The sequence below is a fragment of the Streptomyces sp. NBC_00091 genome, assembly GCF_026343185.1.
Lineage (GTDB): Bacteria > Actinomycetota > Actinomycetes > Streptomycetales > Streptomycetaceae > Streptomyces.
On the sequence record NZ_JAPEMA010000001.1, the window covers coordinates 5,130,537 to 5,142,588 of the forward strand.

A 12,052-nucleotide genomic window follows, 5' to 3' on the forward strand; every position below is an offset into this window, starting at 1 on the left:
TGCGCGGGGCCATTTCCCCGACCCGCCCCTTCCCGAACCGGGGCTCCGCCCCGGACCCCGTTCCGGGCGCTGCGCGCCCGGTGCGCTCAAACGCCGCGCGGGCTGGATCGTGCCGCGCAGCGGCACGATCCAGCCCCGCCGGCGTTTGAGGCGCGGGGGCCTGGGGGCGGAGCCCCAGAAGGGTCCGGGCGAAGCCCTGGGGGCACCTCCCAGCGGTAGCTGGGGGAGGAACGGAGGAAGGGCGGGTAGGGGACAGCCCCGCAGGGGCCGGCCCGGAGCCGTCGGGGGTCGGCGTCCCGGCGGCGGGGGTCGGTCAGCCGTTGCGGGGGCCGGGGAAGGCCGACTGGCGGCCCGCCGCGGCCGCCGGGGCCTGCGCGTCCTCGCGTACGGGCTGCGGGGGCACCGAACGGGCCGCCGGGATCGTGGGGAGCGGGCCCAGGGTGCGGGTCGTGGTGCCCTCGGCCAGCGGCTCCGCGGACTCGGCGGCCTGCGCGCGGCGCGCCCCGTAGCGGCGGTGCACGGCCTGCTTGGTGACGCCGAGCGCCGAGCCGACGGCGTCCCAGGAGAAGCCGAGGGAGCGGTCGAAGTCCACCGCCGCGGTGACCAGCGTCTCGACGCTGTCCCTCAGCTCCTGGGCGAGGCGGACGGTGGGAGCGGGGGCCCTGCCGTAGACGACGAAGCCCGTGGAGGGCCCGGAGCGGCGCGGGCGGTACACGTTGCCGAGCTGGGCGGTGAGCGTACGCAGTGCGTCCACCTGCCGGCGAACCCGCTCGATGTCCCGCACCAGGAGGTGCAGGCTGGCCCGTGCTTGGGCGTCATGGGTGGCGTGGTCGGCCATGGAGAAGCCTCTCGAACCGGTGCTGAAGAGCGGATCGGGCCGCAGACACCGTTCTTGATCGCGGCCCGTTTCGGTCAATCTCACTTGACCAACGCGCCACCCGGCGCCCAGGTCACGCATCGGGGGCGTGTCGGCATATGCGAGAGGCGCGCGTGTGTGCGTACGCCCCCCGATACCGCAGGTGGGCTCGGGCGGGTGTCCCATAGACTGATGCGCTGCTGACAGCCGAGATAGCGAGGTAGGACCCCAAGTGAAGCTCGTCTTCGCAGGCACCCCCGAGGTCGCCGTGCCCGCCCTGGACGCCCTGATCGCCTCCGGGCGACACGAGGTCGCGGCCGTCATCACCCGCCCCGACGCCCCCGCCGGGCGGGGCCGCCGGCTGGTCGCCAGCCCCGTCGCCGAGCGCGCCGAGGAGGCCGGGATCGAGGTCCTCAAGCCCGCCCGGCCGCGGGACGAGGAGTTCCAGGCCCGGCTGCGGGAGATCGGCCCGGACTGCTGCCCGGTCGTCGCCTACGGGGCGCTGATCCCCAAGAGCGCGCTCGACATCCCCCGCCACGGATGGATCAACCTGCACTTCTCGCTGCTGCCGGCCTGGCGCGGAGCGGCCCCCGTCCAGCACTCGATCATGGCGGGGGACCAGGTCACCGGTGCCTCCACCTTCCGCATCGAGGAAGGCCTCGACACCGGCCCGGTCTTCGGGGTCCTCACCGAGGAGATCCGCCCGACCGACACCAGCGGCGACCTGCTGACCCGACTCGCCTTCGCCGGCTCCGGACTGCTGTCCGCGACCATGGACGGCATCGAGGACGGCACCCTGCGGGCCGTGGAGCAGCCCGCCGAGGGCGTCTCCCTCGCGCCGAAGATCACGGTCGAGGACGCCCGGGTCGACTGGAACGCCCCCGCGCTGCGGGCCGACCGCATGGTGCGCGGCTGCACCCCGGCGCCCGGAGCCTGGACCGTCTTCCGCGGCGAGCGCCTCAAGCTGGTCTCCGTCGGGCTCGTCCCCGACCGCACGGACCTCGCGCCCGGCGTGCTCGCCCCGGGCAAGAACAACGTCCACGTGGGCACCGGCTCGCACGCCGTCGAGCTGCTCTGGGTGCAGCCGCAGGGCAAGAAGCCGATGAAGGGCGCCGACTGGGCCCGCGGGGTGCGCATCGCTCCCGGCGAGCGGCTCGGCGCGGCCGACGTAGGCTGATCCCGAGCCGCCCCACAGCAACCGCACCTCGTAACACCGGAGCACCTTTCACGTGAGCGAACAGCCCCGTCGTCGTCCCGCCCCCGCCGGCGCCGGCAAGCAGGCCAAGCCCTACCGCCGGCCCCAGAAGGACCCCGTCCGGATGCTCGCCTTCGAGGCGCTGCGGGCGGTGGGCGAGCGGGACGCGTACGCGAACCTCGTCCTGCCCCCGCTGCTGAAGAAGGCCCGGCAGGACGAGAAGTTCCAGGCGCGAGACGCGGCCCTGGCCACCGAGCTGGTCTACGGGACCCTGCGCCGCCAGGGCACGTACGACGCGGTGATCAAGGCCTGCATCGACCGGCCGCTGCGCGAGGTCGACCCGCCGGTCCTGGACGTGCTCTCGCTCGGCGCGCACCAGCTCCTGGGCACCCGCATCCCCACCCACGCGGCGGTCTCCGCCAGCGTGGAGCTGGCCCGGGTGGTGCTCGGCGACGGGCGGGCGAAGTTCGTCAACGCCGTGCTGCGCAAGATCGCCGCGCACGACCTCGAGGGCTGGCTGGAGCAGGTCGCGCCGCCGTACGAGGACGATGCCGAGGAGCACCTGGCGATCTGGCACTCCCACCCCCGCTGGGTGGTCAGCGCCCTGTGGGACGCGCTGGGCGGCGGGCGCGCCGGGATCGAGGACCTGCTCGAGGCCGACAACGAGCGGCCCGAGGTGACGCTCGTGGCGCGGCCGGGCCGCTCCACGCCCGAGGAGCTGCTGGCGGCGGTCGGCGAGGACTCGGCGCTGCCGGGGCGCTGGTCCCCGTACGCCGTCCGGATGGCCGAGGGCGGCGAGCCGGGCGCGCTGGAGGCGGTGCGCGAGGGGCGCGCCGGTGTGCAGGACGAGGGCAGCCAGCTGGTGGCCATGGCCCTGGCGGCCGTACCGGTCGAGGGCCGCGACGAGCGGTGGCTGGACGGCTGCGCGGGCCCGGGCGGCAAGGCGGCGCTGCTGGGCGCGCTGGCGGCCCAGCGCGGGGCCTTCCTGCTGGCCTCCGAGAAGCAGCCGCACCGGGCGCGCCTGGTCGAGAAGTCGCTGGCCGGCAACCCGGGTCCGTACCAGGTCATCGCGGCCGACGGCACCCGGCCGGCCTGGCTGCCGGGCTCCTTCGACCGGGTCCTGATGGACGTCCCCTGCTCCGGCCTGGGCGCGCTCCGGCGCCGCCCGGAGGCCCGCTGGCGGCGGCGTCCGGAGGACCTGGAGAGCTTCTCGCCGCTCCAGCGGGCCCTGCTGCGCGAGGCCCTCTCCGCGGTGCGGATCGGCGGCGTCGTGGGCTACGCGACCTGTTCCCCGCACCTGGCGGAGACCCGCGTGGTGGTGGAGGACGTCCTCAAGGGCCGGGGCGCCGGCGCGCAGCCGGTGGCGGCCGAAATGATCGACGCCCGCCCGTACATGGAGGGCGTACCGGCGCTGGGCGACGGCCCGGACGTCCAGCTGTGGCCGCACCTGCACGGTACGGACGCGATGTACCTGGCGCTGCTGCGGCGCACGGCGTAGCGGCGCGGGGCGAGCGGTTCGTTCAAGACGGGCGGGCCGCGCGGCCCCGACACTGCCCGCATGACCCAGACGAACCAGAAGGCCGGTCCGGCCTTCACCCCCGCGCTGGGGCGCTTCGCGCCCGTACGTTTCTACGATCCGGTGATCGCGCTGACCAGGGAGCGCCTGTGGCGGTCCCTGGCCGTCGCGTACGTGGCCCCGCGCCCCGGGGAGACGATCGTCGACGTGGGCTGCGGCACGGGCTCGCTGGCGGTGCTGCTGAGCCGGATCGAACCGCTGGCGCACATCACCGGCATCGACCCCGACCCCGGTGTACTGGCGGCCGCGCGGCGCAAGGCCGGGGCCGCGGGCGTGGAGCCCCGGTGGCTGACGGGCCTGGGCGACGGGCTGACGGAGCTGCTGGGCGCGGGGACGGCGGACACCGTGGTCTCCAGCCTGGTCCTGCACCAGTGCCCGCTCGCGGTGAAACGGGCCGTCCTCGCCTCGATGGCGGAGGTGCTGCGGCCCGAGGGGCGGCTGGTGCTCGTCGACTACGGGCTCCAGCGGACCCGGCGCATGCGCCTGGCCTTCCGTAGCGTGCAGCTGGCGGACGGGCGGGAGGACACCCAGCCCAATGCCGACGGGGTCCTGCCGGGGCTGATCCGGGAGGCCGGATTCCGGGAGGTGCGGGAGGCGGAGGTGGTCCCGACGGTCACCGGATCGATCTCCGTCTACGTCGCCCGGCGCGGCTGACCCGGCCCGCCCGACCCGGCGGCGGGCGACGCGGCCGGCGGGCGCAGGGCGGGCAGGACGGCCGAAGGGGTGAGGCCGGTCATCTCCCGCAGCTGACGGCTGAAGTGCGCCTGGTCGGCGAAGCCGCCCGCGACCGCCGCCTCCGCGGGCGGGCGGCCCTCGTGCAGGGCCCCGGCCGCGCCGATCAGCCGCTGCCAGATCCGCCACCGGGGCAGCGGCATGCCCAGCTGCCGCCGGGAGAGGGCGCGCAGCCGCTGCGGGGACAGACCGACCGAGGCGGCGAGCTCCGGCATCGTCGGCCGCCCGGCGGCCAGGGCGTCCAGCGCCGCGACCAGGCGGGCGTCCAGCGCCCCGGACGGCCGGCCGGTAGCGCGGCGTACCTCCTCCTCGCGCAGGCCGCGCAGGTCCGGGGCCGCGGTGATCCGGCCCGCGCAGCGCGTCCGCAGCCGGTCCGCGAGGGCACAGTGCGGCTCAACGAAGAAGGTGAGCAGCTCCGTCACCGGCAGCAGCCGGTGGCGGACCATCGGCGGTACGACCAGCACCGCGGAGCGGTGGTGGACCCCGTACGCGTCCACCATCCGCACCTCCTCCGACTCCGGGACCGCGATGGCGATCTGGAAGGCGGCGTGGGCGTGCGCGCCGCCGTCCCCCGAAGGCCCCCGGTACCAGGCGTGGCCCGGGCCGACGGCGAAGCGCGGCGCGCTCAAGCGTAGAAGTTGCGCTGCCAGCGGTGCCCGGCCAGGGCGGCCAGCTGCTCTCCGGTCAGGAGCCGTCCGTCGCTCACGGCCGCGTTGCGTTCCACGTTCCGTACGGTGCGCATGCCGGGGATGACCGTGGAGACCGCCGGGTGGCTGAGTACGAAGCGCAGCGCGGTCTCCGCGATCCCCTCGCGGGGGATGCCCAGGTCGGTGGTGATCGCCTCCACCCGCCGCTCCACCTGCGCGGGGCGGTCGCCCCGGAAGTAGCGGCTGCGGAAGTCCCGGTCGGGGAAGGTGCTGCCGGCGGTGACGCGGCCCGTCAGGCCGCCCTCGTCGAGGGCCACCCGGACGATGACGCCGACCCCGTGCTCCCGGCAGGCGGGGAACAGCTCGTCGGCCGGGGACTGGTCGAAGATGTTGTAGATCACCTGCACGGTGTCCACCACCCCGGAGCGCACCAGTTCCAGGACGCTGTCGGGCCGGTGGTCGTTGACGGAGACGCCGAACAGCCCGATCTTCCCCTGCCGCTTCAGGTCGGCGACCGTCTCCAGCCAGTCGCCGCGCCCGGTCCACTCGTCGCTCCACACGTGGAACTGCAGGACGTCGAACCGCTCGAGGCCGCTCGCGCGCAGGCTGGTCTCCAGGCTCTCGCGGATGTGAGCGCCCGGGAAGGCGAGCATCGGGTCCAGTCCGTCGGGCGCGGGCCAGACGCCGTTGGCGGGCGGCACCTTGGTCGCCACGCGCACCGGGTCGCGCCCGCCCCGCTCTCGGACCACCCGGCCCACGATCCGCTCGCTCTCGCCGTAGCCGCGCGCGGTGTCGATGAAGTTCACGCCCAGGTCGAGGGCGCGGTGCAGGGCTCGTACCGACTCGTCCTCGGTGGCCCCCACCCAGCCGCTCGCCCCGATGCCCCAGGCTCCGTAGCCGATCTCGGACACCGCCGTCCCGCTGCGCCCCAGCTCACGTTCGCGCATGGTCGTACCCCCCCCAGGTGATCGGTTGTTCTGTGACCGATGCCACCGTCAGGATACGAACGGCGGGGCCGCGCAGGGGCTCTTCACCGACTTCGCGCGGGGTTCCCGTGCCGCCTACGCCCCGGTCCGCCGGGTGCGGAGCGGGGACAGCAGGACCGGCAGCCAGGACAGGGCCAGGACCCCGGCGCCGGCCCACAGGGTGGTGCGCAGGGTGGTGACCTCCGCGAGGAGGCCGGACGCGGCCGCTCCGAGGGCGAGGGCGCCGGTCAGCACGCAGCGGAAGGTGGCGTTCATCCGGCCCAGCAGGGGGTCGGGGGTCAGCGCCTGGCGCAGGCTCACTCCGAGGACGTTGTCGGAGCCGATCTTCATCATGGCCAGGAGCCATCCGGCGCCGGCCAGCCAGAGCCACGGACCGCGGTCCAGCAGGGGCACCAGGAGCGCCGCCGGGGTCAGGCTGAGCAGCAGGGCGCGGCCGTAGCCCGCCCGGGCGGCGAAGGGCCGGGCCAGCCGGGCGCCGAGCAGCAGCCCCGCGCCGCCGGCCGCCCAGAACAGGCCGAGGGCCGCGGCGGACAGCCCCAGCTCCCGGACGAACAGCACGGGGAGCATGGCGTTGACGACGGCGCCGCCCAGGTTGTTCAGGCCGGCGGCCAGCGCCAGGGCCCGCAGCTCGGGGTGGCCCAGTACGTGCCGCAGGCCTTCCTTGATCTGGGCGAGGAGCGGGGTCCCGCCGGGTGCGGCCGGCGCCGGGGTGGGCCGGATCCGCAGGAGGCGCAGTGCCGAGCCGAGGTAGCCGAGGGCGGAGCAGGCCAGGGCCACGGGCGCCGTCAGGATGGCGATCAGGGCTCCGCCGGCGCCCCGGCCGGCGATGTTCGCGGTGGCCATCAGGGTGACGACGGCGGCGTTCGCCCGGACCAGGCCGGCGCGGCCGACCAGCTGAGGCAGCACGCTCTGGGCGCCGACGTCGGAGAAGACGGTGGCGCAGCCGGTGAGCAGGACGACGGCGTAGAGCTGGGTGAGGGTGAGCCCGCCGAGCCACCAGGCGAGCGGGAGGGAGGCGAAGAGCACCGCACGGGCGAGGTCGGCCGCGATCAGGACGCGGCGGGTGCGCAGGCGGTCCACCCAGGCGCCGGCCGGCAGGCCGATGAGGAGGAAGGCGACGGTGGAGAGCGCGGCGAGCGTGCCGACCTGGGCGGCGCTCGCGTCGAGGGCGGTCAGGGCCAGGAGGGGGACGGCGACGTGGCCGGTGTTGGTGGCGAACTGGTTGAGCGTGGTGGCGCCGAAGAGGACGCGGAAGTCGCGGCTGCGCCACGGGCTGTCGGCGGGCGTCGGTGCGGGGCGCGTGGCCAATGTCATGCTCAGAACCATCGCGTAGCCCCACCTCGCAGAACAACCGACATATGCTCCATGATCAATTAAGCGCTGCTACGAGAACCCGGAGTTCCGGGGCCGTGGCCGGAAGTGTCCGGAGGCATGGCAGGCTTGGGGCATGGCCGTTCAGATCAATCCCAGCATCCTGTCCGCCGACTTCGCCCGTCTCGCCGAGGAGGCGAAGGCCGTCGAGGGGGCCGACTGGCTGCATGTCGACGTCATGGACAACCATTTCGTCCCGAACCTCACCCTCGGTGTGCCGATCGTGGAGTCCCTCAGCCGGGCCACGGACATCCCGCTCGACCTGCACCTGATGATCGAGGACCCGGACCGCTGGGCGCCGCAGTACGTGGAGGCCGGGGCCGGTTCGGTCACCTTCCACGCCGAGGCCGCCGCGGCGCCGGTGCGCCTCGCGCGGGAGATCCGGGCCCAGGGGGCCAGGGCGGCCATGGCCCTCAAGCCCGGCACCCCGATCGAGCAGTACGAGGACATCCTCCCCGAGCTCGACATGGTGCTGATCATGACGGTCGAGCCCGGTTTCGGCGGCCAGGCCTTCCTCGACATCATGCTGCCCAAGGTCCGCCGGACCCGGGAGCTGATCGCCAAGCACGGGCTCGACATCTGGGTCCAGGTCGACGGCGGGGTCTCGGCCACGACCATCGAGCGGGTGGCCGAGGCCGGCGCCGACGTGTTCGTGGCGGGCAGCGCGGTCTACGGGGCGGTCGACCCGGCCGCCGCGGTCCGGACCCTGCGCGAGCAGGCGGGTGCGGCGATCGCCGCCGCGCCCTGGGCTTGCGACCACTGAGCCGGGCGTTGGGGGACGGCTTGGTGAACGGAAGCCGTCCAGGCTGATCAATGGCCGTTGGATCTGACAGGATGAACGGCGAGTCGAGAGTGTGAACACGACAGTGTGAACAGCAGTGAGGAGAGCGCGGTGTCTGCAATGTCGGCGGGACGGTCAGCCCTGCGGATGGGACCCGCGGAGCTGGTGCAGGCGGCGGCGATGGCCCGCCGCTTCTACCTGGAGGGCAAGTCCAAGATCCAGATCGCCGAGGAGTTCGGCGTGAGCCGCTTCAAGGTGGCCAGGGTCCTGGAGACCGCCCTCGAACGCGACCTCGTACGCATCGAGATCCGGGTGCCCGCGGAGCTGGACGCGGAGCGCTCGGACGCGCTGCGCGCCCGGTACGGGCTGCGGCACGCCGTCGTGGTGGAGTCGCCCGCCGACGCGAGCGAGGACGCGCCGGACCCCGAGAACCTCGGCGCGGTCGCGGCCGACCTGCTCGGCGAGCTGGTCAACGAGGGCGACGTGCTCGGACTGGCGTGGGGGCGGTCGACCATCCACATGGCCGCCTCCCTGCACCGGCTGCCCCCGTGCACCGTCGTCCAGCTGACCGGCGTGTACGACGCGGGGACGGCCGAGCGCGGGTCCGTGGAGGCCGTACGCAGGGCCGCGCAGGTCTCCGGTGGGGACGCGCACCCGATCTACGCCCCGATGCTGCTGCCCGATCCGGCCACCGCGGCCGCGCTGCGCAGCCAGACCGGGATCGCACGGGCCTTCGAGTACTTCGACAAGGTGACCGTCGCGGCCGTGTCGATCGGCTCCTGGGAGCCGGGTATCTCGACCGTCCACGACATGCTCACCGACGAGGAGCGGGCGCACTACGCCTCGCTCGGTGTCGCGGCCGAGATGTCCGCCCACCTCTTCGACTCGGAGGGCCGCCGGGTCGGACGGGACCTCGGCGAGCGCTGCATCACCGTCGAGGCCGACCGGCTGCGCCGGATCCCCGAGGTCGTGGCGATCGCGGGCGGGCTGCGCAAGGCCTCCGCGATCGGTGCGGTGCTCCGCTCCGGACTCGTGACCAGTCTCGTCACGGACACGGCGGTCGCCGACTACCTGCTGACCGAGTCCGCCCCGGGGCTGCGGCCGGCGCTGGAGCGGGCCGACCCGGACGACTGACCGGGACGCCGCGGGGCGGTCCGGGCAGGTCCGGAGGGTGTTCCGGGCGTGTCCGGGAGGTGTCCCGGGCGGGTCCGGAGGGTGCCTCGGCGGCGCCTGGGGCGAATGGTGCCGCAATCGAGACCCGGACAGTGGGCCGCGAGGCGGCTCCGGGGGCGCATACTGAACCTGATGACCAAGTCAGCAGTACCTCGCCGTCATTTGCCGTCCAGCCCGTTCAAGGCCCCCGTGGAACCGCCGCTGCGGCAGTTCGGCGTCGGCGACCGGGTCAGTCACGATGAGCACGGCCTCGGCCGTGTCGTCGGTGTGGAGGAGGGGGTCGCAGTCCTTGTCGACTTCGGTTCGGTCCAGAAACGCATCCTGAGTCCCTACACCAAGATGTCCGCGCTCTGACACTGTCGGGCGATTCGCCACTGAATCGGATATTTGGCACGATCGGGGCATGATCCTTGGGAACGTGCCCCGATCGTTGACGCGTGTGCTGGGGGCGCTGTTCCTGTGCGCCGTGCTGTCCGCCGCCCTGGCGGGCTGCGGCGGGCAGGGTGCCCCCGCGCCGCGCCCCGCCGCGAGTACCCCTGCCGCGAGCAGCCCTGCCGCGGCCGCTCCCGCGTGGGCGAAGGGGATGGCCGCCGTACGGGCCGACGCGCTGCCGTCGCAGGCGCGCGAGGTGCTCGCGCTGATCGACAAGGGCGGGCCGTACGCGTACCGGCAGGACGGAACCGTCTTCGGGAACTTCGAGAAGGCCCTGCCGAAGCGGAAGCGCGGCTACTACCACGAGTTCACCGTGCGGACACCGGGGGAACGCGACCGGGGAGCCCGGCGGATCGTGACGGGCGAGGGCGGGGAGTTCTACTACACGGACGACCACTACAAGACCTTCAAGGCGGTTCTCCGATGAGCCTCGATCCGCAGCCGCTCGCCCCCGCCCTGGCCGCCGCGGCGGATGCCGGCTGGAGCGTCGTACGGCTGGACCTGGACGGCGTACGGAGCAAGGCGGCCCTGATGCGGCGCTGCGCGCAGGTCCTGCGGCTGCCGGAGTGGTTCGGCGGGAACTGGGACGCGCTGGCCGACGCGCTGATCGACCTGTCCTGGCTGCCGCAGGCCCCCGGGCGGCTGCTGGCGGTGACCTCCTGGCGCGGGTACGCCGCCGAGCGGCCCGACGACTGGGACACGCTGCGGGAGATCCTGGAGGAGGCGGTGGACTTCTGGCGGGAGCAGGACGGAGCGCCCGCGCTGACCGTTCTGCTCGCCGGGCAGGAGCCGGCCGGGGCGCCGCCCCGGACCCCGCGCCTCAAACGCCGGCGGGGCTGAAAAGACCTGTGGGTCCCCCGGACTTCGTCCGGGGGACCCACAGCGCCTCAAGCGCCGGCGGGGCTGGGTCCGGTCACTCCGCCTTCGCGGCCTTCGGCTGCCAGGGCGGGGTCTGGCCCCAGGACCAGACCGGGATCTTCGCCGCGTCCACCGGCGGCGGGTTGGGGCCCGAGTAGATCAGGGCCATCCGGGTGCCCCACTCGATGTAGTAGACGAACACCGCCCGGAACTCCGGGTCCGTCGGCAGGCCGACCTCGTCGGCCGTGTCCAGCAGCAGGTCCACCCAGCGGCGGCGCTGCTCCTCGGTGATGGCGCGGCCCAGGTGCTTGGTGGCCATGTGCTGGTGGCCGCCGTGGTGGGCCGAGTAGTCGGCCGGGCCGCCGAAGACCTCCGACAGCCAGACCGCGACGTGCTGGGGGTGCTCCGAGTCCATGCCCGCGAAGACCGGGGCCAGGATCTCGTCGCGCAGCGCATGGGCGTAGAAGACGTCGGTGAGCCGTCGCATGGCCTCCGCGCCGCCCATCCACTCGTAGATCGTGGGAGTCGTGCTCATGACTGTCCGGCGGCCTTTCCCGGGCCGACCACGCCGGTCACGAGGTAGTGCTGCATCTCCTCGATGGCCGTCACGTACGGGCGGATCGCGCTGAAGAACGCCGGGAAGTGCTCACCCTTGCGGAAGCCGTTCAGGTGGGCGTCGATCGAGGTCCAGCGGATGCGGAGGATGTAGCGCTCCTTCTCCTCCTCGCAGCGGGCCAGCTCGTAGTCGATGCACTCGGGTGACGCGGCGAGGGCCTCGGCGGCCCGGGCGTACGCGTCCTCGAACGCCTGCTGGTCCTGCGAGGCGATCCGGTAGCGGATGTACTCGACGGTGGTGGTCATGGGTTGCGTGCCTCTCCCTGGGGTCGGGTCGTCCCGGCTACCTTTCCGGGATCATGCGTACCCGGTGGGGTTTTCCGTCAGTCGGACTGCGACTTCTGGATGTCGGGGCCCTGGTCGCGGACCTGGCGCACCTTGTCGAGGGAGTCCCGCAGCTCGCCGAGCCAGCTGTCGGTGTTGTCCCCGACGAGGCGTACGCACCAGGCCAGGGCGTCCGCCCGGCTGCGGGCCACACCGCCGGCGACCAGGGTGTCGAGCACCTGGCGCTCGGACTGGCGCAGCCGGGTCATGACGGGGACGGCGAGGTGGGTGAAGAGGACCGTCTCCTCACCCGACCGCACGCCCCAGGCGACCTTGCGGCGGTAGAGCTCCTCCGCCTCGCGGGCGACCTCGATGCGCTGCTCGCGGGTGCGTTCGCGGAACTCCTTGACCGACTCGGACGCCGGGGCGGTGCCGACGACCGTGATCTCCTCCCGGTCGACGGTGACCGAGACGAGTGACTCGTAGACGTCCACCGGCAGGCGCTCGGCGAACCACGCGCGGAGCTTCTCGCTCTGTTCGGCTGTAATCATGTAATCAACGTTGCA

General features: G+C 73.9%; 15 protein-coding genes. 8 read left to right on the top strand and 7 right to left on the bottom strand.

The window, feature by feature from the left end; translation table 11 throughout:
- Positions 1–313: 313 nt before the first annotated feature.
- Positions 314–838 (bottom strand): hypothetical protein, encoded by a 525-nt coding sequence (locus tag OOK34_RS23715; protein WP_267035863.1) that lies wholly within the window; start codon positions 836–838, stop codon positions 314–316.
- A gap of 250 nt (positions 839–1,088) precedes the next feature.
- On the opposite strand from OOK34_RS23715, the gene fmt reads away from it, so the two are divergent.
- The 3 genes from fmt to OOK34_RS23730 are packed head-to-tail and all read left to right on the top strand — an operon-like array spanning position 1,089 to position 4,281.
- Complete coding sequence (gene fmt, locus OOK34_RS23720; protein WP_267035864.1) at positions 1,089–2,033, top strand: methionyl-tRNA formyltransferase; 945 nt, start codon at positions 1,089–1,091, stop codon at positions 2,031–2,033.
- Positions 2,034–2,085: 52 nt separating this feature from the next.
- Complete coding sequence (locus OOK34_RS23725; RefSeq protein ID WP_267035865.1) at positions 2,086–3,549, top strand: RsmB/NOP family class I SAM-dependent RNA methyltransferase; 1,464 nt, start codon at positions 2,086–2,088, stop codon at positions 3,547–3,549.
- Positions 3,550–3,609: 60 nt separating this feature from the next.
- The gene (locus OOK34_RS23730) at positions 3,610–4,281 is read left to right on the top strand and encodes a class I SAM-dependent methyltransferase (RefSeq protein ID WP_267035866.1); all 672 of its coding nucleotides are present in this window, start codon (positions 3,610–3,612) and stop codon (positions 4,279–4,281) included.
- Here OOK34_RS23730 and OOK34_RS23735 read toward each other — a convergent pair.
- The 3 genes from OOK34_RS23735 to OOK34_RS23745 form a co-directional block, all read right to left on the bottom strand.
- A complete protein-coding gene (locus OOK34_RS23735) occupies positions 4,260–4,988 on the bottom strand; it encodes an AraC family transcriptional regulator (protein ID WP_267035867.1) in 729 nt (242 codons plus the stop codon). The genes OOK34_RS23730 and OOK34_RS23735 overlap by 22 nt on opposite strands.
- A complete protein-coding gene (locus OOK34_RS23740; protein WP_267035868.1) occupies positions 4,985–5,953 on the bottom strand; it encodes an aldo/keto reductase in 969 nt (322 codons plus the stop codon). Before OOK34_RS23740 ends, OOK34_RS23735 begins: the two co-directional genes overlap by 4 nt.
- A gap of 114 nt (positions 5,954–6,067) precedes the next feature.
- On the bottom strand, positions 6,068–7,306 hold the full coding sequence (locus OOK34_RS23745; protein ID WP_267035869.1) for an MFS transporter: 1,239 nt from the start codon (positions 7,304–7,306) through the stop codon (positions 6,068–6,070).
- 133 nt (positions 7,307–7,439) lie between these two features.
- On the opposite strand from OOK34_RS23745, the gene rpe reads away from it, so the two are divergent.
- The 5 genes from rpe to OOK34_RS23770 all read left to right on the top strand — a co-directional run bounded on the left by rpe (position 7,440) and on the right by OOK34_RS23770 (position 10,589).
- A complete protein-coding gene (gene rpe / locus OOK34_RS23750) occupies positions 7,440–8,126 on the top strand; it encodes a ribulose-phosphate 3-epimerase (protein ID WP_267035870.1) in 687 nt (228 codons plus the stop codon).
- A gap of 105 nt (positions 8,127–8,231) precedes the next feature.
- Complete coding sequence (locus OOK34_RS23755; protein WP_267035871.1) at positions 8,232–9,278, top strand: sugar-binding transcriptional regulator; 1,047 nt, start codon at positions 8,232–8,234, stop codon at positions 9,276–9,278.
- 171 nt (positions 9,279–9,449) lie between these two features.
- A complete protein-coding gene (locus tag OOK34_RS23760; protein ID WP_267035872.1) occupies positions 9,450–9,671 on the top strand; it encodes a hypothetical protein in 222 nt (73 codons plus the stop codon).
- Between the two features lie 49 nt (positions 9,672–9,720).
- A complete protein-coding gene (locus tag OOK34_RS23765; protein ID WP_267035873.1) occupies positions 9,721–10,176 on the top strand; it encodes a ribonuclease domain-containing protein in 456 nt (151 codons plus the stop codon).
- Complete coding sequence (locus tag OOK34_RS23770; RefSeq protein ID WP_267035874.1) at positions 10,173–10,589, top strand: barstar family protein; 417 nt, start codon at positions 10,173–10,175, stop codon at positions 10,587–10,589. The genes OOK34_RS23765 and OOK34_RS23770 overlap by 4 nt, the downstream gene beginning before the upstream one ends.
- Before the next feature lie 73 nt (positions 10,590–10,662).
- Here OOK34_RS23770 and OOK34_RS35385 read toward each other — a convergent pair whose 3' ends face one another.
- The 3 genes from OOK34_RS35385 to OOK34_RS23780 all read right to left on the bottom strand — a co-directional run bounded on the left by OOK34_RS35385 (position 10,663) and on the right by OOK34_RS23780 (position 12,037).
- Entirely contained in the window at positions 10,663–11,142 is a 480-nt protein-coding gene (locus OOK34_RS35385; protein ID WP_323183455.1) for a group II truncated hemoglobin, read from the bottom strand.
- Entirely contained in the window at positions 11,139–11,468 is a 330-nt protein-coding gene (locus OOK34_RS35390) for an antibiotic biosynthesis monooxygenase (RefSeq protein ID WP_323183456.1), read from the bottom strand. Before OOK34_RS35390 ends, OOK34_RS35385 begins: the two co-directional genes overlap by 4 nt.
- Positions 11,469–11,545: 77 nt before the next feature.
- A complete protein-coding gene (locus OOK34_RS23780; RefSeq protein ID WP_267035875.1) occupies positions 11,546–12,037 on the bottom strand; it encodes a hypothetical protein in 492 nt (163 codons plus the stop codon).
- Positions 12,038–12,052 lie beyond the last annotated feature (15 nt).

Coding starts and splice junctions, on each gene's coding strand:
- OOK34_RS35390 (WP_323183456.1), bottom strand. CDS start 11,468: ATGACCACCACCGTCGAGTACATCCGCTACCGGATCGCCTCGCAGGAC.
- OOK34_RS35385 (WP_323183455.1), bottom strand. CDS start 11,142: ATGAGCACGACTCCCACGATCTACGAGTGGATGGGCGGCGCGGAGGCC.
- OOK34_RS23770 (WP_267035874.1), top strand. CDS start 10,173: ATGAGCCTCGATCCGCAGCCGCTCGCCCCCGCCCTGGCCGCCGCGGCG.
- OOK34_RS23760 (WP_267035872.1), top strand. CDS start 9,450: ATGACCAAGTCAGCAGTACCTCGCCGTCATTTGCCGTCCAGCCCGTTC.
- OOK34_RS23730 (WP_267035866.1), top strand. CDS start 3,610: ATGACCCAGACGAACCAGAAGGCCGGTCCGGCCTTCACCCCCGCGCTG.
- OOK34_RS23780 (WP_267035875.1), bottom strand. CDS start 12,037: ATGATTACAGCCGAACAGAGCGAGAAGCTCCGCGCGTGGTTCGCCGAG.
- rpe (WP_267035870.1), top strand. CDS start 7,440: ATGGCCGTTCAGATCAATCCCAGCATCCTGTCCGCCGACTTCGCCCGT.
- OOK34_RS23715 (WP_267035863.1), bottom strand. CDS start 838: ATGGCCGACCACGCCACCCATGACGCCCAAGCACGGGCCAGCCTGCAC.
- OOK34_RS23745 (WP_267035869.1), bottom strand. CDS start 7,306: ATGACATTGGCCACGCGCCCCGCACCGACGCCCGCCGACAGCCCGTGG.
- OOK34_RS23740 (WP_267035868.1), bottom strand. CDS start 5,953: ATGCGCGAACGTGAGCTGGGGCGCAGCGGGACGGCGGTGTCCGAGATC.
- OOK34_RS23765 (WP_267035873.1), top strand. CDS start 9,721: ATGATCCTTGGGAACGTGCCCCGATCGTTGACGCGTGTGCTGGGGGCG.